The sequence below is a fragment of the Microbacterium keratanolyticum genome, from assembly GCF_016907255.1.
Taxonomy (GTDB): Bacteria; Actinomycetota; Actinomycetes; order Actinomycetales; family Microbacteriaceae; genus Microbacterium; species Microbacterium keratanolyticum.
Genome location: NZ_JAFBBQ010000001.1, coordinates 109417 through 133798, shown reverse-complemented (window position 1 = coordinate 133798; position 24382 = coordinate 109417). Strand labels below are relative to the sequence as shown.

At 66.7% G+C, this 24382-nt stretch carries 23 protein-coding genes and 1 tRNA gene; 18 read left to right on the top strand and 6 right to left on the bottom strand.

Translation table 11 applies throughout. The features are described 5' to 3' along the window. Positions 1-10: 10 nt before the first annotated feature. The 5 genes from msrA to JOD62_RS00635 all read left to right on the top strand — a co-directional run bounded on the left by msrA (position 11) and on the right by JOD62_RS00635 (position 4001). Positions 11-535, top strand: a complete 525-nt coding sequence (gene msrA, locus JOD62_RS00655; protein WP_204937421.1) for a peptide-methionine (S)-S-oxide reductase MsrA — start codon at positions 11-13, stop codon at positions 533-535. A gap of 131 nt (positions 536-666) precedes the next feature. Then, a complete protein-coding gene (locus JOD62_RS00650) occupies positions 667-1194 on the top strand; it encodes a single-stranded DNA-binding protein (protein WP_204937420.1) in 528 nt (175 codons plus the stop codon). A 32-nt stretch (positions 1195-1226) separates the two neighbouring features. Then, positions 1227-1748, top strand: coding sequence for a DUF6993 domain-containing protein (locus JOD62_RS00645; protein WP_271171575.1), 522 nt, complete (start codon positions 1227-1229; stop codon positions 1746-1748). Between the two features lie 50 nt (positions 1749-1798). Then, a complete protein-coding gene (gene ettA, locus JOD62_RS00640) occupies positions 1799-3478 on the top strand; it encodes an energy-dependent translational throttle protein EttA (RefSeq protein ID WP_204937419.1) in 1680 nt (559 codons plus the stop codon). A gap of 10 nt (positions 3479-3488) precedes the next feature. Next, positions 3489-4001, top strand: coding sequence for an acyl-CoA thioesterase (locus tag JOD62_RS00635; RefSeq protein WP_204939998.1), 513 nt, complete (start codon positions 3489-3491; stop codon positions 3999-4001). 33 nt (positions 4002-4034) lie between these two features. Here JOD62_RS00635 and JOD62_RS00630 read toward each other — a convergent pair whose 3' ends face one another. Beyond that, a complete protein-coding gene (locus tag JOD62_RS00630) occupies positions 4035-4922 on the bottom strand; it encodes an acyl-CoA thioesterase (protein ID WP_204937418.1) in 888 nt (295 codons plus the stop codon). A 49-nt stretch (positions 4923-4971) separates the two neighbouring features. On the opposite strand from JOD62_RS00630, the gene JOD62_RS00625 reads away from it, so the two are divergent. Then, entirely contained in the window at positions 4972-5631 is a 660-nt protein-coding gene (locus tag JOD62_RS00625) for a hypothetical protein (RefSeq protein WP_204937417.1), read from the top strand. A 28-nt stretch (positions 5632-5659) separates the two neighbouring features. Here the strand turns inward: JOD62_RS00625 and JOD62_RS00620 are convergent, their stop codons facing one another. The 4 genes from JOD62_RS00620 to pepN form a co-directional block, all read right to left on the bottom strand. Next, a complete protein-coding gene (locus JOD62_RS00620) occupies positions 5660-7324 on the bottom strand; it encodes an FAD-binding dehydrogenase (protein WP_204937416.1) in 1665 nt (554 codons plus the stop codon). After that, complete coding sequence (locus JOD62_RS00615; protein WP_204937415.1) at positions 7321-7770, bottom strand: globin; 450 nt, start codon at positions 7768-7770, stop codon at positions 7321-7323. Before JOD62_RS00615 ends, JOD62_RS00620 begins: the two co-directional genes overlap by 4 nt. Beyond that, positions 7767-8984 (bottom strand): mechanosensitive ion channel family protein, encoded by a 1218-nt coding sequence (locus JOD62_RS00610; protein WP_204937414.1) that lies wholly within the window; start codon positions 8982-8984, stop codon positions 7767-7769. The genes JOD62_RS00615 and JOD62_RS00610 overlap by 4 nt, the downstream gene beginning before the upstream one ends. Before the next feature lie 109 nt (positions 8985-9093). Further along, complete coding sequence (pepN, locus tag JOD62_RS00605; protein ID WP_204937413.1) at positions 9094-11637, bottom strand: aminopeptidase N; 2544 nt, start codon at positions 11635-11637, stop codon at positions 9094-9096. Between the two features lie 185 nt (positions 11638-11822). On the opposite strand from pepN, the gene JOD62_RS00600 reads away from it, so the two are divergent. The 8 genes from JOD62_RS00600 (at position 11823) to JOD62_RS00565 (ending at position 20521) form a co-directional block, all read left to right on the top strand. Further along, entirely contained in the window at positions 11823-13019 is a 1197-nt protein-coding gene (locus tag JOD62_RS00600) for a ferrochelatase (protein WP_204937412.1), read from the top strand. Between the two features lie 36 nt (positions 13020-13055). Beyond that, the gene (locus JOD62_RS00595) at positions 13056-13544 is read left to right on the top strand and encodes a ribose-5-phosphate isomerase (protein WP_204937411.1); all 489 of its coding nucleotides are present in this window, start codon (positions 13056-13058) and stop codon (positions 13542-13544) included. Then, positions 13544-14539, top strand: a complete 996-nt coding sequence (locus JOD62_RS00590) for an Fpg/Nei family DNA glycosylase (RefSeq protein ID WP_204937410.1) — start codon at positions 13544-13546, stop codon at positions 14537-14539. The genes JOD62_RS00595 and JOD62_RS00590 overlap by 1 nt, the downstream gene beginning before the upstream one ends. Positions 14540-14651: 112 nt before the next feature. Continuing rightward, on the top strand, positions 14652-16142 hold the full coding sequence (locus JOD62_RS00585) for an alanine/glycine:cation symporter family protein (protein ID WP_204937409.1): 1491 nt from the start codon (positions 14652-14654) through the stop codon (positions 16140-16142). 38 nt (positions 16143-16180) lie between these two features. Then, positions 16181-16822, top strand: a complete 642-nt coding sequence (locus JOD62_RS00580; RefSeq protein ID WP_204937408.1) for an FMN-binding negative transcriptional regulator — start codon at positions 16181-16183, stop codon at positions 16820-16822. Then, positions 16819-18363, top strand: coding sequence for an amidohydrolase (locus tag JOD62_RS00575; RefSeq protein WP_204937407.1), 1545 nt, complete (start codon positions 16819-16821; stop codon positions 18361-18363). The genes JOD62_RS00580 and JOD62_RS00575 overlap by 4 nt, the downstream gene beginning before the upstream one ends. A 104-nt stretch (positions 18364-18467) precedes the next feature. Continuing rightward, the gene (locus JOD62_RS00570) at positions 18468-19859 is read left to right on the top strand and encodes a sensor histidine kinase (RefSeq protein WP_204937406.1); all 1392 of its coding nucleotides are present in this window, start codon (positions 18468-18470) and stop codon (positions 19857-19859) included. Next, a complete protein-coding gene (locus JOD62_RS00565; protein WP_271171574.1) occupies positions 19856-20521 on the top strand; it encodes a response regulator transcription factor in 666 nt (221 codons plus the stop codon). The genes JOD62_RS00570 and JOD62_RS00565 overlap by 4 nt, the downstream gene beginning before the upstream one ends. Before the next feature lie 55 nt (positions 20522-20576). Here the strand turns inward: JOD62_RS00565 and JOD62_RS00560 are convergent, their stop codons facing one another. Continuing rightward, positions 20577-21062, bottom strand: a complete 486-nt coding sequence (locus tag JOD62_RS00560) for a Dps family protein (RefSeq protein WP_204937405.1) — start codon at positions 21060-21062, stop codon at positions 20577-20579. A 158-nt stretch (positions 21063-21220) separates the two neighbouring features. Here JOD62_RS00560 and JOD62_RS00555 point away from each other — a divergent pair, with 158 nt between their 5' ends. From JOD62_RS00555 to JOD62_RS00540, 4 genes are all read left to right on the top strand, one after another. After that, positions 21221-23335 (top strand): acyltransferase family protein, encoded by a 2115-nt coding sequence (locus JOD62_RS00555; RefSeq protein ID WP_204937404.1) that lies wholly within the window; start codon positions 21221-21223, stop codon positions 23333-23335. A 21-nt stretch (positions 23336-23356) separates the two neighbouring features. Continuing rightward, positions 23357-23893, top strand: coding sequence for a gamma carbonic anhydrase family protein (locus JOD62_RS00550; RefSeq protein WP_204937403.1), 537 nt, complete (start codon positions 23357-23359; stop codon positions 23891-23893). 13 nt (positions 23894-23906) lie between these two features. Continuing rightward, a tRNA-Ile gene (locus JOD62_RS00545) sits at positions 23907-23980 on the top strand. Between the two features lie 153 nt (positions 23981-24133). After that, positions 24134-24289: a hypothetical protein gene (locus JOD62_RS00540; RefSeq protein ID WP_204937402.1), complete on the top strand. Its 156-nt coding sequence runs from the start codon at positions 24134-24136 to the stop codon at positions 24287-24289. Positions 24290-24382: the final 93 nt, after the last annotated feature.

Here is a 24382-nt window from a genome sequence, read left to right as displayed (position 1 = left end):
AGGGGAACTGATGGAGACCTACGTACTGGCGGGCGGATGCTTCTGGTGTCTGGATGCTGCTTATCGGCCGCTGCGTGGTGTGGAGTCCGTGGTTTCGGGCTACATCGGCGGGTCCACCGAGAACCCCAGCTATGAGGCGGTGTGCACCGGAACCACCGGTCATGCAGAGGCCGTCGCGGTGACGTTCGATCCCGACGTCATCCCCGGCGACGTCATTCTGGACGCCTTCTTCACGATGCACGATCCCCGCCAGCTGAACCGTCAGGGCAACGACATCGGCACGCAGTACCGCAGCGCAATGTTCCCCAAGGACGCCGAGCAGGAGGCTGTCTTCGCCGCGGCGCGTGCGCGGGCCGCGGATGTCTGGGACGGCGAACCTGTCACGACGATGGAGCCGCTCACCGTCTTCTACCCGGCGGAGGAGTACCACCAGGACTTCTTCGCAAAGAACCCGACGCAGGGGTACTGCCTCGCCGTCGCGGTCCCGAAGGTCAACAAGGTGCGCGCGCGTTTCGCTGAGTACCTCGAGGTCTGAACCTTCGTCGTCTTCTCCACGGGCGCCGCGCCCGCTGTGTCCTCCACAGATGCTGTGGATGGGGGAGAAGCGCGTTGTGCGGGGCGTCACGCTGAGTGTCATCGGAACACCGACAGACACAGGAGCACAGCATGAACGACCTCTTGACGATCGTGGGGAACATCGCCTCCGATCCGCAGCACACGATCACCCCCAGCGGTGTGAGCATTCTCAACTTCCGGCTGGCCAGCAATCATCGCCGTTTCGACAACAAGACGGGCCAGTGGGTCGAGACCGACCCCAACTGGTACAGCGTCTCGGCGTTCCGACGCCTCGCCGACAACGGCAAGCTGTCGCTGGCGCGAGGCGACAGCGTGATCGTCAGCGGCAAGCTGCGCGTTCGCGATTGGGAGAGCAACGGGCGACGCGGAACCAGCGTGGATCTCGAGGCGGACACGATCGGGCCCGACCTGCGCTTCGGCACGGTGCGCTATGCGCGCTCGCGGAGTGAGCGCTCTGCCGACGACCAGAACGAGAATGACGAGACGTCGGACAGCGCCGCCCATACTGACGACGACGCATGGGCGGTGCCGCGATCGGACGACAACGTGCCGCTCGCTCTCGACACGACGCAGGACGCAGCGGGAGGCGAGCGCGAGCCAGCAGAGGTGCCCTTCTGAGACGGACGGGCGTCGACGCCTAGACTCGTGGCGTGATCCGAAACTCCACGATGCGTCGTCGACGCCCACTGTCGTCGGTCGCTGTCGCTGCGGCGCTGATGGGAACGCTGGTCCTGGCGGGATGCACATCGCCAGAGGCGCCCTCGACCGCGCCTCCGTCCGCCAGCGTCGCTCCGGAAGCATCACCGTCACCGAGCGCGTCCGAGGTTACCGCGGCACCCGCCCTGCAGCCGGAGGGCACGGCTGCTCAGAATCTGCCGTTCTTCACGGCAGTCGTGCAACAGGTGTGGACGGGACCAGAGCCGGTGTCCAGCCGCGCGTACGTCGATGCGCTCACTGCGGCAGGATTCGCCCGAGAGGCGATGCAGGTCACGCCCGATACATCGACGGTCGGGAACCCTGCGGAGAGCCTGCAGTTCTCCGTGCGCTGGGGAGAGAAGGAGTGTCTCGTGGGTCAGGTCGGCCCCTCCACGGGAGAACCGGTCACGACCGTGATGAGTCAACTCGCAGAAGGTCGATGCCTTGTGGGAGAGACCCTGCCGATCGACTGGTAGCAGGACAGGTAGGCTGGAGAGTCGGTTCGCCAACAGAAGGAGCGTTTTCGGTGGCAGAGTACATCTACTCGATGGTGCGTGCGCGCAAGGCGGTGGGCGAGAAGCTCATCCTCGACGACGTGACGATGGCATTCCTGCCCGGAGCGAAGATCGGTATGGTCGGCCCGAACGGTGCCGGTAAGTCCACGATCCTCAAGATCATGGCGGGTCTCGACACGCCGTCCAACGGTGAGGCCAAGCTCACGCCCGGTTTCAGCGTCGGCATCCTGATGCAGGAGCCCGAGCTCGACGAGACGAAGACGGTCCTGGAGAACATCCAGGACGGCATCGCCATCAAGGCGAAGCTCGACCGCTTCAATGAGATCTCGGCGCAGATGGCCGACCCGGATGCAGACTTCGACGCTCTGCTCGCCGAGATGGGCACGCTGCAGGAAGAGATCGACGCTGCGGACGGATGGGACCTCGACTCCCAGCTCGAGCAGGCGATGGACGCGCTCCGCACGCCCCCTGGAGACGCCGCGATCGCGCCGCTCTCCGGTGGTGAGAAGCGCCGTGTCGCGCTGGCGAAGCTCCTGCTGCAGAAGCCCGATCTGCTGCTCCTCGACGAGCCCACGAACCACCTCGACGCCGAGAGCGTGCTCTGGCTCGAGCAGCACCTCAAGTCGTACAAGGGCGCGGTCATCGCGATCACCCACGACCGGTACTTCCTCGACAACGTCGCGGAATGGATCGCAGAGGTCGACCGTGGTCGTCTCATCGGCTACGAGGGCAACTACTCGACCTACCTGGAGAAGAAGGCCGAGCGCCTCGACATCCAGGGCAAGAAGGACGCGAAGCTCGCCAAGCGCCTCAAGGACGAACTCGAATGGGTTCGCTCCAGCGCCAAGGGCCGCCAGACCAAGTCGAAGGCGCGTCTTGCTCGCTACGAGGAGATGGCGGCCGAGGCGGATCGCACCCGGAAGCTCGACTTCGAAGAGATTCAGATTCCGCCGGGGCCGCGCCTCGGAAGCGTCGTCATCGAGGCCAAGAACCTCAAGAAGGGCTTCGATGGCCGTTCGCTCATCGACGGACTGAGCTTCAGCCTTCCGCCGAACGGCATCGTCGGCGTCATCGGCCCGAACGGTGTGGGAAAGACCACGCTCTTCAAGTCGATCGTCGGCCTCGAGCCCCTTGACGGCGGCGACCTCAAGATCGGTGAAACGGTCAAGATCAGCTACGTCGACCAGTCGCGTGCGAACATCGACCCGAACAAGACGCTGTGGGAGGTCGTGTCCGACGGACTCGACATCATGATGGTCGGCAAGGTCGAGGTGCCCTCGCGCGCCTACGTCTCGAAGTTCGGCTTCAAGGGGCCCGACCAGCAGAAGAAGGCCGGCGTCCTGTCCGGTGGTGAGCGCAACCGTCTCAACCTGGCGCTGACGCTCAAGGAGGGTGGCAACCTGCTGCTCCTTGACGAGCCGACCAACGACCTCGACGTCGAGACCCTCAGCTCGCTCGAGAACGCGCTGCTCGAGTTCCCCGGCTGCGCCGTGGTCATCACCCACGACCGCTGGTTCCTCGACCGCATCGCGACGCACATCCTCGCCTACGAAGGCACCGACGAGAAGCCCGACCAGTGGTACTGGTTCGAGGGTAACTTCGAGGCCTACGAGGAGAACAAGATCGCACGTCTCGGCCCCGAGGCAGCTCGCCCGCACCGCACCGCGCACCGCAAGCTGACTCGTGACTGACCAGATCGACATCACGGCGGTCCCGGCATCCCACGATGCCGGGACCGCCGTTCCCGTCCGCCTGCACATTCCGATCCAGCTGCGCTGGGGCGACCTGGACGCGTTCAACCACGTCAACAACACCTCGATGCTGAAACTGCTCGAGGAGGCGCGCGTCCGTGCCTTCTGGAGCCCCGCAGAGGGAGAAGAGGCGCCGACCACGGCCGTGCTCGCATCAGGGCTCGACGAAGGCGTGCTCACGCTGATCGCCCGGCAGGAGATCGAGTATCTCGCTCCCGTGCCCTATCAGCGGCATCCGCTCGAAGTGCAGATGTGGTTCGGCAAACTCGGCGGCTCCAGCGTCGAGGTCTGCTACGAGGTCTGGAATGCGCCGGCGCTGGCCGAACGAATCCTCTACGCGCGTTCCACCGCCATCATCGTGCTCGTCGACGCCAAGAGCGGCCGCCCCACGCGTCTCACACCGGAGATGCGTGACGTCTGGACGCCGTACCTCGGCGACCCCATCGTCTACGCGCACCGCTGACCTGGAGGGCCCGCGGTGCGCGGCCGGGCCTGCTCAGGCCGGTTCGGGAACGCGGATCATGATCTCCTGCGCAACCGAAGCCACGAGTGCGCCGTCGCGGGAGTAGATCCGTCCCTTGGCGAGGCCGCGCCCGCCCCGCGCGCTGGGCGACTCCTGCACGTACAGCAGCCACTCGTCCACGCGGGCAGGGCGATGCCACCACATCGCATGGTCGAGGCTTGCGACCTTCAAGCCGGGAAGGTTCCAGAAGACGCCGTGTGCGCGCAGGATGGACTCCTGGATTGTCATGTCGCTGAGATACGCCAGGGCGGCCCTGTGTAGCCGTGGATCGTCAGGCAGCGGGGCGCGCATCCGCATCCAGACGCTCTGGCGGGGAGTGCGATCCTCCGCGGCTTCGAGGAACATCGGAGGGTCGACGTGCCGCACATCCGCGGGTCGATCGCGCAGCAGGCGGATCGCTGAGGGGTGCGCGCCCTCGACGAGCTGCTCGTCCGGCAGCAGAGAATCCGGATCCGGGATGCCCTCCGGCATCGGCTCGGCGTGCTCGACACCCGGATCCTCGTCCTGGAACGACGCGATCATCGAGAAGATCGGCACACCGTTCTGATATGCCTGCGAACGGCGAGTCGAGAACGAGCGTCCGTCGTGGATGCGGTCGACGGCGATCGTAAGACCCTGTGAGGCATCGCCCGGGCGCAGGAAGTAGCCGTGCATCGAGTGCACGGCGCGCTCTTTGGGAAGGGTCCGCTCCGCGGCGATGAGTGTCTGCGCGAGCACCTGTCCGCCGTAGACGCGTCCGGTCGGCATCGGGTGCGAGACGCCGGTGAAGATGTCTTCCGTCGTGCGGGCCTGCCCTGCGTCGAGGTCGAGGACGGCCAGCAGTTGATCGACGGATGCCTGCGCCGCGGTCGCTTCGCTCATTTCGCTCCTTCTGCGACCGTGCTGCCGCCTCCTTGGTAGTTTAGAACGCGTGCCCTTGCCTCTCGTGCTCGCCGATTCTGACACTGCTCGCGACGTTCTGACCTTCGTCGGACGCGCCACGCATGCCACCGACGAGGGCGTGCGGCTGCAGGGCGCGCAGGGCGTGCTCGCGCTCACCGCCGCGGCCCTGGCACCGAACGGACTCTTCGACGCGACGCCCACGATTCTGGCGATGCGCATCGTGCACGCCGACCCCGAACTCGAGTGCGACATCGTCGTCGACAGCCTGACGGCTGCTGACGACGACCGAATGCTGACGCTCCCCGAGATGGGGCTGTCGCCCGCGTGGGCCGGCGTCTCGCCGCCGCGCGGTGGTTGGTCGTATCAGGGAGGAATCGCCGCGGCCACGCTGGCCGAACGCGCCCAGTGGGGGATCTCCGCCGTGGCCCGCGGCGCCGGAACAGGCTCGGGGGAAGAAGCGGTGCGGGCGCTCCGCGCCGCGATCTGGGGTGAGCCCGACGAGGACCTCCGGGGGCTTCCGCGCGGCGTGGCCTTCGCCGCGCATGTCTTCGGCTTCATCTCCGGCGAAGAGGAGGCGCGTGTGTCGACATCCGGGCGATGGACGCGAGTGAGCCTCTCCCGCGGACACGTGCTGTCTCGTGGGCCGGCAGCGATGGGCCTGACCGCCGTCCGCGACACCGGCGCCTGACAGGCTCAGCGCGCGGCGCCTGACGGGCTCAGCGCGCGGCGGCGCGACCTGCCTGGCGGCCGGAGAAGAGGCATCCGCCGAGGAACGTGCCCTCCAACGCTCGGTACCCGTGCACGCCACCACCGCCGAAGCCGCTGGCCTCGCCGGCAGCAAAGAGTCCTGGGATCACCGATCCCGTTGAGTCCAGAGCCCGGCCGTCGAGGTCTGTCTCGATGCCGCCGAGCGACTTGCGGGTGAGCACGTGCAGCTTCACCGCGATCAGCGGACCCGCCGAGGGATCTTGCAGACGGTGGGGAGAGGCTGTCCGGATGAGCTTGTCTCCCCGATAGTTGCGCATCGAGCGGAGCATCCCGATCTGGGCGTCCTTGGTGAAGTCGTTCTCGATCTCCCGGTCGCGGGCGATGACCTCGCGTCGCACGCGTTCGATATCGAGAAGCTCGCCGCCGGGCGCCTGCTGCATGCGGGTGAGCAGGGCTTCCAGGTCGTCCTCGACGAGAAAGTCCTCACCCTCGTCGAGGAACGCCTGCACGGGACCGGTCGGCCCTTTGGCGAGCCGCGACTTCACGAGAAGCCCGAGATCCTTGCCAGTGAGGTCGGGGTTCTGCTCACTGCCCGAGAGCGCGAACTCCTTCTCGACGATCTGCCGCGAAGTGACGAACCAGGAATGGTCGTGGCCGGTCTGCCGGAGGTGCGCGAGCGTGCCGAGCGTGTCGAAACCGGGAAAGAGCGGCACAGGCAGACGACTGCCTGTCGCATCGAACCAGAGCGACGAGGGCCCGGGAAGAATGCGGATGCCGTGTGACGGCCACACCGGGTTCCAGTTGGTGATGCCTTCGACGTAGTGCCACATGCGGTCACCGTTGATGAGGTGTGCTCCTGCCGCCGCGCTCACGGCCTGCATCGAGCCATCCACATAGGCGGGCACTCCCGTCAGCATGTGCGAGGGCGCGGTGCCCAGCCGGGAGGGCCACGCCGCACGGACGAGCTCGTGGTTGCCGCCGATACCGCCCGACGAGATGATCGTCGCGCCGGCGTCGACAGAGAATGCGCCAACGACCTGTCGGGAGGAGGGCTCGCCGCGGCCCGTCGCGCTGCTTTCGAGGATCTCTCCGGATGCTCCGGTGACAGCTCCATCGGTCGTGGTCAGCGTGGTCACGCGGTGTCGGGCGAGGATTGTGAGCCGACCCTCGCGTTCGCCCTGTTCGGCGGCGGCGATGAAGGGCGCCAGGATGCCGGGCCCGGTACCCCAGGTGATGTGGAAGCGCGGGACTGAGTTGCCCGGGCCGATCGCGCCGTATCCGCCGCGTTCCGCCCAGCCGACAACGGGAAAGAACCCGACGCCGCGCTCGCGCAGCCAGGCACGCTTCTCGCCGGAGGCGAACTGCAGGTACGCCTCGGCCCAGCGTTTCGGCCAGGCATCTTCGTCGCGATCGAATCCGGCGTTGCCGAACCAGTCCTCTCGGGCGAGCTCAAGAGAGTCACGGATGCCCATGCGGCGCTGTTCGGGGGAGTCGATGAAGAACAGTCCGCCGAACGACCACCATGCCTGGCCGCCGAAATCGGTGCGCGTCTCCTGATCGACGATGACGACCCGTCGGCCGGCAGCGAGAGCCTCACCGGCGGCGACCAATCCCGCCAACCCCCAGCCGATCACGAGAACGTCGGTCGTGTGGGGGGTGGGGGTGAGCGTCATGGGGTCTCCGTTGATTCCTGACGTGCGCGGGCTTCCAGGGTAGTGCGGCCGTCGGGGGCCGGTCCGATGCCCGTGGGTTCGAGTGTATTCACCATGGCATGAGCAGCGCGCTCAAGGTAGTCCCAGAACGTCGCGTCGTGCATGGGCGAGAGCTTCGCCTCATCCAGGGCGGTGCGCATATGACGAAGCCAGCGATCACGCGCGTCGGGGTTGACGTGGAAGGGCATGTGCCTCATCCGCAGACGCGGGTGTCCGCGTCGCTCGCTGTAGGTGCCGGGTCCGCCCCAGTACTGCACGAGGAACAGGGTGAAGCGCTCGGCCGCCGGCCCGAGGTCTTCCTCCGGGTACATCGGACGGAGTACCTCATCGAGGGCGACCTCGCGGTAGAACACGTCGACGATCTTCTCGAAGGTGTCGTAGCCGCCGACCTCGTCGTAGAACGTCAACTCTGCTCCTCGGGTTTCGTGCGCGGGGCGCGCGGTCTCGCGCTCTTCGAGGACTTCTCGGGCGATGTCTCGATGGGTTTGGTGAGCGCCGGGGTGATGCCGCCGCCGCGGGGCTTCGGCTCGGGGGCGGGCGCGGGGCTGGACTCGGCGGTGGGCGCAGCAGGTGTCGACTTGCGGCGCCAGATGCCACGCTCGGGCGTGGGGGAGACGCCCGTGACGGCGGTCGGACGGGTGTGCGGCGGATTCGCCCCTCGGACGCGCCGTGCACCCTCTTGGCCGGTGAGCTCGACAGAGTTCAAACTCGGGACCGCGAGGCCCATGTCGGTGACGGCGGCGCGTAGGCGCATCCGCAGCTCGCGCGCGACGTCATCCTTCGCGTTTGCGCGCGTCTTCATCACGACGCGAATCACGAGTGCATCACCGGTGACGGACTCCAGCCCCCAGATCTCCGGCTTCTCGATGATGCGGGTGCGCCACTTGGAGTCCTTCGCGAGTCCCTGTGCCGCGGTGAGAAGTGCTGCTTCGACTTCGGCGACGTCTGATTCCGGCGGGACGCCGAGGTCGACGATCGCCCGCGCCCAGCCCTGCGACATGTTTCCGATGCGGGTGACCTCGCCGTTGCGCACGTACCAGAGCGTGCCGTTCACATCGCGGACCTGTGTGATACGGACACTCACGTACTCGACGACGCCGGAGGCAAGTCCGAGATCGACGACGTCACCGATGCCGATCTGGTCCTCGGCGACGATGAACATGCCGTTCAGCACGTCTTTCACGATGTTCTGGGCGCCGAAACCGAGGCCGGCGCCGACGGCCGCCGTCAGCAACGTGAGCGAGCCCAGCAGAGTGTTATCGATGATGTTGACGACGAGCACGAGGGCGACGACCACGAGCGTGACGTTGACGATGTTCTGCAGGATCGTGCCGAGCGTGCGTGTGCGCTGGACGAGACGCATATCCGCGAGCGGCGAGCGCTCGAAGGCGACGGTGTCGGTGACCTGCGCCTTGTTCTTCGCGCTGTCGACGATGCGGTGCACGACGCGGCGGATCACGACGCGGAGCACATAGGACAGGATGATGCACGAGACGATGACGACAGCGATCCAGAGTGCGCGCCACCCGACTTCTGCGAGCGTCACGAAGAACGGCGCCCATTCGTCGACAGGCGCCGTCGGATCGACGGGAACAGGCTCTTCGGTCGCGGTGATGATCATCGCTTCCGATCCTATCGAGGGGCTCCTGGGGAACGGCGGGGGAGAAGCATGAGAAAACGCTGGGCCGCACGGGTTGATCCGTACGGCCCAGCGTGCTCGTCAGAGGACGTCAGTCGGCGTCGCGGGCCTGCACGGCGAGCGAACGCTCGACGTCGGCGAGGTTCTCGTTGACGAGACGGCGCAGCGCGGGAGCCGCGTCCTGGTTCGCCGCCAGCCACGCACGGGTCGCGTCGCGAAGCTCGATGTTCGCGAGCGACTTCGGGTACAGGCCGACGATCAGGTACTGCGCGATCTGGTACGTGCGGGTGTTCCAGATCGGAAGCAGCATGTCGAAGTAGGCGGGCACGAACTCACCGAGCACGTCGACGCTGGAGGGGTGCACGAAGCCGAGTGCCGCCGCGCGGACGATCGTGTTCGGTGCGTCGTCCTTCTCGATGAGCGACGCCCAGGCAACGCGCTTTGCCTCCGCCGTCGGCAGCGAGGCACGTGCCTGCGCCGCGAACTCGCCGCCCTTCGCGGTGTTGTCGGCCGCGAGGGCGACGTCGATCGTCGCTGCATCCGTGGCGCCGATCGTGGCGAGACCGGCCAGCAGCTGCCAGGACAGATCCGTGTCGATCTCGAGACCGGGCAGGGTCGTCTCACCGGAGCGCAGTGCCCCCACGGTGGCCGCGTGCTCCGGCGTCACAAGGGCGTTCGCGAACGCGGTGACGAACTGCAGCTGGCTGTCGCTTCCGGCCTCTGCGCCCTCTGCGAGCGCCCACAGGCCATCTGCGACCTTCTCGCGGGCTGCCGTGCGGGATTCGGGCGTCACGTACTGGTTGGCCGCGAGCTGCAGCTGCAGCAGGGTGGTGCGCACCGTCGTCGACTCGGTCTCGCGGCCGATGTTGCCGAGAACGAGATCGATGTAGTCCGACGCTGCGCTCTCAGCATCGCGCGTCTGATCCCAGGCGGCGCCCCAGACGAGCGAACGAGCGAGCGGGTCGCTGATGTCCGCGAGGTGCGCGATCGCGGTGGCGAGCGAACGGTCGTCGAGGCGGATCTTCGCGTAGGCGAGGTCGTTGTCGTTGAGCAGGACGAGATCGGGACGGGCGAGTCCGTGCAGCTCCGAGACCTCGGTGAGGTCGCCGTCGACGTCGATCTCGACGTAGTGCGTGCGGGTGAGCTCGCCCTCGATGAGGTTGTAGAAGCCGATGCCCAGGCGGTGCGGCCGGATCGTGGGGTAGTCCGCCGGAGCGGTCTGTGTGATCGCGAAACGCGAGATCGAGCCATCCGCAGCCTCGGTGATGAAGGGAGAGAGCGTGTTCACGCCCGCCGTCTCCAGCCACTTCTTCGACCAGGTCGAGAGGTCGCGGCCGCTGGTCTTCTCGAGTTCCACCATCAGGTCGGAGACCTCGGTGTTCCCCCAGGCGTGCTTCTTGAAGTACTCGGAGACACCTGCGAAGAACTCCTCGATGCCGACCCAGGCAGCGAGCTGCTTCAGAACGGAGCCGCCCTTGGCGTAGGTGATGCCGTCGAAGTTCACCTGCACGTCTTCGAGATCGTTGATCTCGGCGACGATCGGGTGCGTCGAGGGGAGCTGGTCCTGGCGGTACGCCCAGGTCTTCTCCATGGCGTTGAACGTCGTCCACGCTTCGGTCCACTCGGTGGCTTCGGCGGTCGCGATGGTGGACGCCCACTCGGCGAAGGACTCGTTGAGCCAGAGGTCGTTCCACCACTTCATGGTGACGAGGTCGCCGAACCACATGTGGGCGAGCTCGTGCAGGATCGTGACGACGCGGCGTTCCTTGACGGCGTCGGTGACCTTGCTGCGGAAGACGTAGGTCTCGGTGAAGGTGACCGCGCCGGCGTTCTCCATCGCGCCCGCGTTGAATTCAGGCACGAACATCTGGTCGTACTTCGCGAACGGGTACGGCACACCGAACTTCGATTCGAAGTACGCGAAGCCCTCGCGGGTCTTGTCGAAGATGTAGTCGGCGTCGATGTGCTGCCACAGGCTCTTGCGGCCGTAGACCCCGAGGGGCACGATCTGGCCGGAGGCGCTGGTGAGCTCGGAGAAGGTGGCCTCGTACGGGCCGGCGACGATCGCCGTGATGTAGGAGGAGATTCGCGGCGTCGCGGCGAAGCCCCAGGTCGATGCTCCGTCGTGGACGATCGGCTCGGGGGTGGGGGAGTTGGAGATGACCTTCCACGCCGACGGCGCGGTGACGGTGAACTGGAACGTCGCCTTGAGGTCAGGCTGCTCGAAGACGGCGAAGACACGACGCGAGTCGGGCACCTCGAACTGCGAGTACAGGTAGACCTCGCCGTCGACGGGGTCGACGAATCGATGCAGACCTTCACCGGTGTTGGTGTAGAGGCAGTCGGCGTCGACGATGAGCGTGTTCTCTTCGGCAAGGCCGGTGAGGGCGATGCGCGAGTCGGCGAAGGCCGTCGACGGATCGATCGACTCGCCGTTCAGGGTGATCTCGCGGACTTCGCCGGCGATCAGGTCGATGAAGGTCGACGCACCGGGTGTCGCCGTGAAGCGGACGACGCTGCGGGATCCGAAGACCTCCGCTCCCTTCGTGACGTCGAGGGCGATCTCGTACGACTGCGTGTCGATGATCGCGCGGCGCTCCTGCGCTTCGATGCGGGTGAGGTTCTCTCCAGGCACTGCTCAGACTCCCAGGGGTGAGGGGTGTTGCGGTGAAGTTTCGCGCTGCTGGCGGCGGTTCGCAACCAGGTAAGCCTACGCCAGAGCCTCGCGGGTGCCGTCGGCGAGCGATTTCGAGAGCTCACCGCGGCGCGCGTGCGGCGCGCATTCGGCTGAGTGAAAGGAACGGATGCGACGATCAAGACGTGACTGATCGTGATGCTGCGCACTCTGCTGCTGATGTTCTCTATGGTTCCGAGGCCGCCCGCTCTGCGGAGGGGTACGTCCAGACCCCCGTCGCCTACGACGGGATCATCCTGGCCGGCTTCGGTGGCCCGGAGGGACAGGACGATGTGATCCCCTTCCTGCGCAACGTGACGCGTGGCCGGGGGATTCCGGACGAGCGGCTGGAGGAGGTCGCCCATCACTACCGTCACTTCGGTGGGGTGAGTCCGATCAACGCGCAGAACCGTGAACTGAAGCTCGCTCTGGAAACGGCGCTGCAGGCGCGGGGCATCGATCTTCCCGTGTACTGGGGCAATCGCAACTGGGCACCGTACCTCGCCGAGGTCGTGACGGAGGCTGCGGATGCCGGCGACACGACGCTCCTCGCATTCGCGACGAGCGCGTACAGCTCCTTCTCCAGCTGCCGGCAGTACCGGGAGGATCTCGCAGGCGTGATCGAGGAGACAGGGCTCGCGGGTACCGTGACGATCGACAAGATCCGCCCGTTCTACGACCACCCGGGCTTCGTCGACGCATTCGTGCAGGGTGTGCGCGCATCGATCGAGGGATTCCTCGAGGCAGGCATCGCGCCGGCCGACATCGAGGTCCTGTTCTCGACCCACAGCATTCCGACGACCGATGCCGAGCGCTCTGGTGCCCGCGACATCGACTGGGGCGAGGGCGGCGCCTACGCGGCGCAGCACGAGGCGGTCGCGGCATGGACGATGGCGCAGGTGCGCGACCTGATTCCTGCGGCAGCGGATGCGTCGTGGGAGCTTGTCTACCAGTCGCGCTCCGGCCCCCCGTCGCAGCCGTGGCTGGAGCCGGACGTCTGCGACGTCATCGCGGAGCTTCCTGCCCGTGGTCGCCGCGCGGTGGCTGTCGTGCCTGTCGGATTCATGAGCGACCACATGGAGGTGCTCTGGGATCTCGACACAGAGGCTGCGGAGGCGGCATCCGAGGCGGGGCTTCTCTTTGCGCGTACGCCGACGCCCGGGGTCTCGCCCGCGTTCGTCGATGGAATCGTCGACCTCATCGAGGAGCGCCTCGAAGGTCGCCCGGTCGCCGAGCGCCAGCGCGTGACGACACTGACGCCGAGCTTCGACATCTGCCGGCCCGGATGCTGCGAGAACGTTCGCGCCGGATTCAAGCCTGCGGTCGCCGGCGTCGCGCCCTGAGTGGTCTGGCCCGTGCGCGATCGTAGGATGAGAGGCATGCGCATCCACATCGCCACCGATCATGCGGGCCTCGAGTTCTCGACCCAGCTGCAGCACCACCTGGCCTCTGCGGGCCACGAGGTCATCGACCATGGGCCCATCGAGTACGACGCTCTCGATGACTACCCGGCGTTCTGCATCCGCGCCGCACAGGCTGTCGTCGCCGACCAGGCGGCGGGTGTCGAGGCGCTCGGGGTCGTCTTCGGAGGCTCCGGGAACGGTGAGCAGATCGCCGCGAACAAGGTCGAAGGCATTCGCGCGGCCCTCGTGTGGAGCCTTGCGACCGCTGAACTCGCCCGCGAGCACAACGACGCGAACGTGATCGCGATCGGTGCGCGCCAGCACTCCTTCGACGAGGTGGCATCCTTCATCGACACCTTCGTCGCGACGCCCTTCCCCGGGGATGAGCGCCACGTACGACGTATCGGCCAGATCGCCGCGTTCGAGCGCGACGGCTCGCTGGTTCCCGACCCGCGAGCGTCATAGTGCCCGAGGGCCATTCCGTCCACCGCATCGCCCGACAGTTCGCGCGCAACTTCGTCGGAAAGCCCGTGCAGGCGTCGAGTCCGCAGGGCCGATTCGCCGAGGGTGCCGCTGTGCTCAACGAGCGGACCGTCGAGCAAGTGCAGGCCGTGGGCAAGCAGATGTTCCTCGAGGTGGAGGGCGATGTCTGGCTGCGCGTGCACCTCGGCCTCTACGGTGCCTGGGACTTCTCCGGAGAGATCCTCGTGGATCCCACGATCGCTGCTGCGAACGGCCGCATGGGACAGACCAACCAGCGCGGCACCATCGTCGACGACGAGATCCTGGATGACGCCGGCGAGAACTCGCTCGCGTCGATCGGAGCTCCTAGAAAGACGCGCGTGCATGTGCGGATGTCCGAGCAGACCACGGGACTGCAAGACGACGACACGTGGCCGCCTCCTGTGGTCGGCCAGGTGCGGCTTCGGCTGCTGACCGACATCACCTGCGCCGATCTGCGCGGACCCACCGCATGCGTGCTGCAGACCCCGGAGGAGATGCTCGCCAGCGTCGCGAAGCTCGGACCGGATCCGCTCGTGGGCGACCCGGCCGAGGGGGAGGAGCGTTTCGTTCGCGCCGTCGCCAAGAAGGGCACCCCGATCGCGCTGCTGCTGATGGATCAGGCGGTCGTGAGCGGAATCGGCAACGTCTACCGCGCGGAGATGCTGTTCCGCGCGCGACTCAACCCGCATATGCCGGGCAAGGCGGTACCGCAGTCGGTCGTGCGCGAGATGTGGCGTGACTGGGTTCGTCTGCTCTCGATCGGCGTGGAGACCGGTCAGATGATGACCATGGACGATCTGAACCCGGACGAGTATCGGGCGGCCATGGCCCACCGTGACGACCGGCACTGGGTGTACCACCGTGCAGGGCTGCCCTGTCGCGTGTGCGGCACAGAGATCGCGCTGGAGGAGATCGGCGCACGCAAGCTCTACTGGTGCCCCTCCTGCCAGGCATGACCCGGATGCGCTGAGCGCGGTCTGGGGCAGCCCCGCGTCGCTGTCCGTTCCTGTTTCCGGCGTGTGCCTATGATGGGCGCGTCCGATGCAGAGTGGCAACGACAGGAGCTTCATGGATCTCTCCGGCCTTCAATCCGTCCTCGACACGCTGAGCGGTATCGTCTGGGGGCCGTTCTTCCTCATTCCGCTGCTTCTCGGCACAGGCCTGTACCTGACCATCCGTCTGGGCGGTCTGCAGTTCCTCCGTCTGGGCTCCGCCCTGCGTCTGGGGCTCATCACACGGAAGGACCCGGGCGCGGACGGCGACATCTCGCAGTTCCAGGCGCTCACGACGGCGCTGGCCGCCACGGTCGGCACGGGAAACATCGTCGGTGTGGCGACGGCGATCGGAATCGGTGGCCCGGGCGCGCTCTTCTGGATGTGGGTGACCGGTCTGCTCGGCATGGCGTCGAAGTACTCGGAGGCCTTCCTCGGGGTGCGTTTCCGCAAGACGGATGATGCCGGTGAGAAGTCCGGCGGGCCGCAGTACTACCTCGAACGCGGGATCCCCGGTCCGTTCGGCAAGGTGCTCGGACTCTCGTTCGCGGTCTTCGCGGTGATCGCCTGCTTCGGCATCGGGAACATGACGCAGGGAAACTCCATCGCGCAGAACCTCGAAGCGAGCTTCGAGGTTCCCACGTGGATCACGGGCATCGTTCTCACCGTCTTCGCCATGCTCGTCCTTGTGGGCGGCATCAAGTCCATCGGCAAGGTGACGGCCGGCCTCGTTCCGGTCATGATCATCTTCTACGTGCTGGGCGCGGTGTACATCCTGATCGCGAACATCGGCGCTGTGCCGGCCGCATTCGCGCAGATCTTCACTGAGGCGTTCACCGGAACGAGCGCCGTCGGCGGCTTCGCGGGCTCGGCGATCATCATCGCCGTGCAGTTCGGCGTCGCGCGCGGCATCTTCTCCAACGAGTCGGGTATGGGGTCCGCGGCGATCGCGGCCGCCGCGGCGAAGACCAGTCACCCGGTGCGTCAGGGGCTCGTCTCGATGACCCAGACCTTCATCGATACGATCATCGTCGTCACCTGCACGGGCCTCGTGATCATCGCGACCGGCACGTGGAATCAGATCGACCCGGAGACCGGCGAGCAGCTGAGTCCCGCGCTCATGACGGGCGCGGCCTTCTCACATGGGCTCCCGGGCGAGTGGGGGCACTACATCGTCACGATCGGTCTGGTGCTCTTCGCCGGTTCGACGATCCTGGGATGGTCGTACTACGGGGAGCGCAACATCGAGCGGCTCATCGGACGGCGAGCCGTCATGCCGTTCCGGATCATCTTCTCGCTCGTGGTCTTCGTCGGCTGCACGGTGCAACTGGGTGTGGTCTGGGCGTTCTCCGACATCATGAACGGTCTCATGGCGCTGCCGAACCTCATCGGTCTCCTGATTCTCTCCGGGCTCGTGGCACGCGAGACCAAGAAGTACCTCGACAACGATCCGAAGCTGCGGGCGACTCCCGCGGAGATCGATGCGTTCATGCAGGGCAGCCCAGGGTGGGAGGACTGGAAGACACAGGCGATTCCGGTCGTGCAGAGTTCTCGGCGTCGCGGGTAGGCGGAGCCCGGGCGGCGCGTCCGCTCTAATCTGGACGTATGCGCCAGAATCCGAGCTTCGCGATGACCGATCTCACCGAGTTGCGCCGAATCATCGCGCAGCATCCATGGGCGACGCTCGTCGGCACGACAGCGGAGGGTCTCCAGGCCTCGCACTACGCGGTCCTGCTCGACCCGGAGCGCGACGACCTGACCGTCGTCGGACACGTGGGGAGGCCGGACGACCTGATCCTGGGACTGGGGGTAGGGGAGCTGCTGGTCATGTTCCAAGGGCCGCATGGGTACATCTCGCCGGGATGGTATGGAGATGTCGCGGCAGTGCCCACATGGAACTACGTCTCGGTGCACCTGAGTGGACGGCCGGAGATCCTGAGCCCGGAGGAGAACCTTCGGGTGCTGGAGGACCTGGTCGCTCACTTCGAAGCAGGGCAGGAGAACCCCCGGGGCATGTGGCAGGCGCCGAACGACGAGGCGTTCATCACGAGGCTGGCGGCGGGCACGGTCGGTTTCCGCCTGACGCCGACACGGGTCGTGGCCAAGCGCAAGCTGAGCCAGAACAAGTCGGACGAGACCATTGAGAACGTCATCTTCGAGCTCGGCAGGGACGGTTCCGAGGCCAGAGCCGCACTCGCGGCGGAGATGCGGCGGGCACACGACCAGCGTCGGACGGCGCAGGCATGACGGCAGCGTCTCTGCTCCAGGGTGTGCGCGTCGCCGGTGCAGATCGGCACCTGCTGCCGTTCGGTGACGAGCCGGTCGATGTGCTGCTGTCCGGAGGACGCGTCGCCGATATCGCCCCGCACGGGACGTTCGATGGCTGGCGCGCGCGGCACACCACGCTCGATGCCGGCGAGGTGATCGATGGCCGCGGCGCCTGGGTGCTCCCAGGCCTGTGGGATCACCACGTGCACATGGTGCAGTGGGCGCTGGCTGCGGAGCGTGTGCCGCTGCGGGATGTCACATCCGCCGTCGACGCAGCGCAGAAGATGTCCCATGCGCCTGTGCAGGCGGATGGGCGCCGTGTCGGGAGCGGATATCGAGATGTGCTGTGGGCGGATGCTCCGGAGCTCACGCTGCTGGATGCCGCGACGAACGATGTGCCGACCTACCTGATCAACGCAGACGTGCACAGCGTGTGGCTCAACAGTGCGGCTCTGCGTCGCGAGGGATTCTCCGAAGAGGAGGCGCCGGACGGTGTGCTGCGCGAGGCGGACGCCTTTGAGATCTCACGACGGCTGAATGCAGCCGATCCCGCCGTGGCAGACGTTGCCGTCTTGCAGGCTGCCCGGAGGGCGGCGGCGCGCGGAGTCGTCGGGCTCGTGGACTTCGACATGGCGTGGAACGCGGATGCCTGGGCACGTCGCACCGCTGCGGGCTTCGACACGCAGCACGTGGAGTTCGCCGTCTACCCCGCAGACCTCGAGCGTGCCGTGCGGTCGGGTTTCCGGTCGGATGATCCGCTCGAGGGCGACCGCACCGGTCTCGTCCGCGTGGGCGCGCTCAAGGTGATCAGCGACGGCTCGCTGGGTACGCGCACGGCCGCGTGCTTCCACGGGTACAGCGACGATCCGCACAACCACGGGATCGTCACGGTACCGCCGGAGGAACTGCACGCCCTGCTACTGCGCGCCACGGCAGCAGGCATCCGCGTCGCCGTCCACGCGATCGGCGACCGCGCACTCTCGAACGCACTCGACGCTTTCAGCGCCACCGGCGCTCAGGGCACGATCGAGCATGCCCAACTCGTTCGTCACGCCGATCTGCGACGCATGGGAAGTCTCGGCATCACCGCGAGCGTGCAGCCGCAGCACGCGATCGATGATCGCGATGCCGCCGATCGCCTGTGGGCGACGCAGGAAGCGATCGGCTACCCGCTCGGGAGCCTGCGCGCCGCCGGGATCGACGTGCAGCTCGGGTCGGATGCCCCGGTGTCGCCGCTCGATCCGTGGCACGCGATCGCGGCCGCCGTACATCGCACCGGTGATGACCGCGCGCCGTGGCATCCGGAGGAGCGCCTCGACATCGAGACCGCGCTGCGGGCGAGCGCGCATCGAGGAACGGCCGGAAACGGCGGAGTGCGTCTGGGCGGTGCGGCCGACCTCGTGCTCGTCGACATCGACCCGGCGCACGCCTCTCGAGACGAGCTGCGGACGATGCCGGTGCGCACGACTCTTCTGGCGGGGCGCATCACCCATCACAGCGCTCGCACATACGGGGGATAACCCCCGTACGCATTCGGAAGCCTCCGCCCTGGCTCGTGCGGGGCCGCTCGGCGATTCTGGAGAGAGAATCGCCGAGGTTCGGCGTTCCGCGAGAGGATTCATCTGTGAGTGCAGTTCAGATCCACCCCGACACCGCGACGGCCCCAAGGCGCGTCAGGCACGGATACGCGCGTGCCTGGAGGGATGCTCCGGGCACCACGCTCTACCTGATGATCGTCGCTCTTCCTGTGGCTCTGACGGGGCTGGTCGCGACGATCACCCTCTTCCTGGTGGGCGTCGGATCGATTGTGCTCGTCATCGGACTGCCCCTCATCGCGGTCGCGCTGTACGTGGCACGCGGTTTCGCGATCAGCGACCGTGCGCTCCTTCGGATGACCGGCCTCCCGACGTTCGCGGAGCCCGAATGGCGACGAGAGCCCCGCGCCGCCACCTTCTTCGCGCGTGTCCTGCAGCCGATGCGCAACGGACACTACTGGTCGGCGCTGGTGCACGCGGTACTCGTCCGTCCCATTACAGCGCTCATCGGGTTCGCGATCGCGGCTCCCTGGGTCGTGCTCAGCATCGGCGGGCCCACGTACTGGTTCTGGGGCCGCTTCCTTCCGGAGAGCGAAGACGAATCGCGCCTGATCTGGGTGCCCTGGGTGTATTCACGACTTGGCATGGACATCGATGTGACCCGCGACCTGCATCTGTGGACGTCGCTCATCTATCTCGTGGTCGGTGTGATCTTCGCGCTCACGCTGCCGCTGGTCCTGCGTGGTCTTGCACACCTTCAGCGGCGGACCGCCGTGGCGATGCTGGGGCGGTGGGCATCCGATGATCTCGGAGCTCAGGTCGCGGAGCTCGACGCCTCGCGCGGTGCTGCGCTGCAGGCCGAGGACACCGCCCTTCGTCGCCTGGAACGTGACATCCATGATGGGCCGCAGCAGCGCCTTGTGCGGCTGCAGATGGACCTCGCCGCGATCGAACGACGAGCCGCCGCGGGAGATGCGGAAGCCGTTGCCCGATTGGCCGCAGAATCGAGGGTGCACGCGCGCTCGGCGCTCGACGAGTTGCGCGCCCTCGCCGGAGGCATGGCCCCACCCCTTCTGCAGGATCGCGGTCTGGTACCTGCTCTCGAAGCACTCGCACAGACATCGCCGGTACCGGTCACCACGCAGATCGATCCGACGCTGACCGATCGCGCGACGCCGGAGGTCGCTCGAAACTTGTACTTCGTCGTGGCCGAGCTCCTGACGAACGTCGCGAAGCACTCGGGGGCGACGAGCGTCGCGCTGAGCGCTGTCGAGGAGCAGGGCGAGGTGCACGTGACAGTGCAGGATGACGGTCGCGGCGGAGCACGTATCGAGGACGGCCACGGGCTGCAGGGCATCGCCCAGCGTGTGCAGGGAATGCGCGGCGCGATGAGCATCGTGAGCCCGGAAGGCGGCACGACATCGGTGGCGCTGCGCATCCCGCTCACCGAGGCGTCGGTCCGCTCTAGTGTGGAGACGTGACCTCCCCGCCTCGTTCGTTGCGCGTCGCCCTCTTCGAGGATTCGCTGCTGCTCCGCGAGGGGCTCATCCGGCTTCTCGACGAGGCGGGACTCACGAGCGCGGGAGCCTACGGTGACGCGGTCGATATCGTCGCGCGCGTGCGTGAGAACGCGGCGGATGTCGTGATCGTGGATGTGCGGATGCCGCCGACCTTCCGCGACGAGGGCGTTCGCGCGGCGCTGGAGGTGCGCGCTGCGCTTCCGCATGTGGGAGTCCTCGTCCTCAGCCAGTATGTGGAGGGCGTCTATGCACGCGAGCTCCTCGGCGCCGGGGAGGGAGGTGTCGGGTACCTGCTCAAAGATCGAGTCGCGTCACTCGATGAGCTCACCGATGCTGTGCAGCGCATCTCCGCAGGCGGAACGGTGCTGGATCCGCTCGTCGTGCAGCAGCTCGTGCTCGCCGGGCCCGACCCCGTGGCGATGCTCACTCCCCGTGAGCGCGATGTTCTCGCGGCGATGGCAGAGGGCCGCAGCAACGGATCGATCGCACAGGCGCTCTTCATCGGCGTCGGCGCGGTGGAGAAGAACATCAGCGCCATCTTCACGAAGCTCGGCCTGGAGGATTCCGGCAACGACCATCGCCGGGTTCGCGCCGTACTCGCGTACCTGCAGCGCACGGCCTAGCGCAGACAGCGAAGCGGCCCTCCCCGCGGGGGAGGGCCGCTTCGCTGTCTGCCGATCAGGCGGCGATGTGCGACACGAGGAACCAGCGGTCCTTCTCGAGTCCGCGCATGATCTCGATCGCGACGTCCTGGCTTGTGAGGTCGATCTCGTCAAGGCCTTCGATGGCGGCCTTGACGTCGACGAGGATCGCGTCGATGTCGGCGATCACGTTGCTCACGAGCTCATCCGACTTCGTGAAGCCTGCGGGCACGCTCGTTGCGGCGGTCTTCTCTGCGACGGTTGCGAGGCGCGCGTCGATCGGAAGGCCGAGTGCGACGATACGCTCCGCCGCGGAGTCAGCGAATGCACCGGCGTTGGCAACGATCTGGTCGAACAGCTCGTGCACGCCGACGAAGTTCGCGCCACGGACGTGCCAGTGCGCCTGCTTGCCGTTGACGGTGAGCGCCTGGAGGCCGAGGACGACAGGAGACAGGAACTGCGCGGCCGCGGCTGCCACCGTCGGGTCGCTGGCCGTGGTGGGGGTGGTCTGTGCCTTGCTCATGAGTTCTCCTTTGCTGCAGCCCATTGTGGTCAGGTACAACGCTACTCAGCTGGATTTATTGCGCAAGCAAGCTGAGGCAACGCTAAACGTGCACGCTGCGCGGGCGGAAACGGGTGTGGTGCGTCACTGCACACAGGTGCAGGCAGTAGCGTCGAAGGGTGCATTCTTCCCCCCAGACTGGCGTGACCGCCGCGGATACTCGGCGCTCTCGCTCCTCGACGGCCCCCGATGCCTCGCGCTTCATCCCGCACGTGCAGGGACTGCGCGCGATCGCCGTGCTCTTCGTGGTGATCTACCACTTCTGGCCCGGCCGTCTCAGCGGAGGATACGTCGGTGTCGACATCTTCTTCGTGATCTCCGGATTCCTGATCACGGCGCACCTGATGCGCGAACTCACCGCGACAGGCCGTGTGAACCTCGGACAGTTCTGGGCACGCCGCGCGCGTCGTCTCCTGCCGGCTTCGCTGCTCGTGCTGATGGTGTGTGCGATTGCGGTGTCGACGCCATACCTGATGCCCACATCCTTCCTCCCTGGAGAGCTGAAGGAGATCATCGCCTCGACGTTCTACGTCGAGAACTGGTTCCTTGCGTTCAACTCCGCGGACTACCTCGCGAACGCGGGCAACCCCACGACCGTCCAGCACTACTGGTCACTTTCGCTGGAAGAGCAGTTCTACGTGATCTGGCCGCTCATGATGCTGCTGGCCGCCTGGATCGCGGTGAAGTGGTTCCGTGGCGCGCGTCTCAAGGCGGTCATCGTCGCGATCGCGATCGTGACGCTCGCGTCCTTCGTCTTCAACGTGATCTACACGATCACCAACCCCGCGCCGGCGTACTTCGTGACGTTCGGCCGCATGTGGCAGTTCGGAGTCGGAGCGATCCTCGCGCTCGTGCCGGCTCTCCGCGTGCGCAATGCCTGGTTGAGCTTCCTGCTCGGCTGGGGAGGCATCCTCGCCCTGCTCTACACGGCATTCGCCTTCGACGCGCGCACACCATTCCCTGGCTACATGGCGGCAATTCCGACTCTTGGCGCCGCGGCGATCATCGCCGCCTCGAACACCGATCGCTGGTGGTACCCGACCCGTCTCCTCGCCATCGCTCCGATGCGCTTCACGGGCGACATCTCGTACAGCCTGTACCTGTGGCACTGGCCGCTGATCGTGATCGCACCGACGGTGCCCTTCTGGGGTCTCACGATCTACCACCGCGTGGCGCTGCTGGCGATCTGCTTCCTTCTCGCCTGGCTCACCAAGCGCTTCGTCGAAGACCCGGCGCGCTCGTGGAAGGTGCTCACGAGCCGCCGTCCCCGTGTCACGCTCTTCGCCTCTCTCGCTGCCATGGTCCTCGTCGCGGGTGTCGCCGGTGCCGGATGGGCCGCGAATGCCTCGACCTACCAGCAGGGCATCGCCGCGATCCAGAAGGTGCAGGAGAACCCGCCTGCCTGCTTCGGCGCAGCATCCGTGCTGGACCCCTCGTGCGCGGGCACGACGAGCGATGAGATTCTCCCGTCGCCGAACTTCGCGAACGTCGACAGCCCGGCCCGTACCGATTGCTTCGTTCAGCTCAACGACGCGACGCCGGTGGGATGTGAGTTCGGTTCAAAGGACGCGGATGCTCCTCACATCGCTCTCGTCGGAGACAGCCACGCGTTCCAGCTGATCGACAGCTTCGCCGCCATCGCGGAGCGTGAGGGATGGCGCCTCACGACCTACTTCAAGGGCGCCTGCCCGTGGAACACGACCTCGCTGTCGACCGACGGCGCATTCGGAGCTGCCTGTGACGACTGGCGCGCGGCGGTCGGCGAGAAGCTCGCCGCCGACGACTTCGATGCGGTGTTCACCGCAGCGATCTCGAACACGCCCTTCGATTCCGCCGGATACGCCTCCGAGCACGATGCCGCTGTCGCGGGCTACCGCGAAGCGTGGAGCACGATGACGAGCCGCGGTGTTCCCGTGATCACCGTCGTCGACAACCCCGTCTGGGAGACCGACCCGAACAAGTGTCTGCGCACCCGCGATGCCGCACGCTGCGCCGGCGACCGCGCCGAAGTCCTCGTCGAGAAGGATCCGCTGCGTGCGGCCGCAGCAGCGACCGAGGGCGTGACGCTGCTCGACTTCACGGATGTGTTCTGCGACGGCTCCTCCTGCTCGCCCGTGGTCGGCGGCGCGAACGTGTACCGCGATCAGGACCACCTGACGGTGACCTTCGTGCGCACGCTCGAACCGCAGTACACCGAAGCGCTGCGCCGAGCGATCGATGACGGCGTGCAGTAACACCGACGGAAGGACGCCACGATGACTGTGGACCCCCAGGCCAGCATTCTCGCGCTGCCGACCAGAACACCGGCGCTGCACGAGAGCGTCTTTCTCGCCGCGGGTGCGCGCGTGATCGGTGCGGTGACGATGGGCGAAGGCAGCAGCGTCTGGTACAACGCGGTCGTGCGCGGAGATTCGGACACGATCACGATCGGCGCCGGGTCGAATGTGCAAGACAACGTCTCCATCCACGTCGACCGGGGTCACCCCGTCGTGATCGGGGATGACGTGTCGATCGGTCACAACGCCGTCGTGCACGGTTGCACGGTCGGTGACGGCTCACTGATCGGCATGGGCGCCGTCGTTCTCTCCGGTGCCGTGGTGGGCGCGGGGTGTCTGATCGCCGGCGGCGCACTCGTCATGGCGGGAGCTGTCATCCCCGATGGCTCACTCGTTGCCGGCATCCCGGGCAAGGTGCGCCGGGAGCTGACGGCTGAGGAACGACAGGGACTTCTCGACAACGCCCTGATCTATCGCGGGCACGTCGCCGCGCACGAGCAGGCGCTGTCACTGTAGGCTCGGTGCGTACGGGGCGGTGGCCAAGCTGGTGAAGGCAGTGGGCTCATAACCCAACGATCGCGGGTTCAAGTCCCGCCCGCCCTACCTAGAGCGCGCTCGCGCGGACGCTTTCCGACATCGTCGATGTCGTCGTCGAAGAGCCCGGCGTCGATATCGAGTGTCCTGGCGCAACGTGCACGAAACTTGTCGTTTTGAAGACCCGTATCTATTGCGCAGCTATAGGCGTACGGTCAGAGTATGTGGCCCGTATTGATCATCTTGCTCGTTGTGTGGGCGGCGCTTGCTGTCGTGGGTTTCGCTTTCGAGAGCCTGGTGTGGTTGGCGATCATCGGAATCATTCTGTTCGTCGGCACGGCGGCCTTTGGGGTCGTTCGTGGTCGCCGCAAGCCGTAGCTCTGCCGTGCAGGCTCACGTTTGACCTGTCGGAGATTTCGAGGAGGAATCATGTCCGTTGGAGACCACATCAAGTCCGCGTCAGAAAGTGCG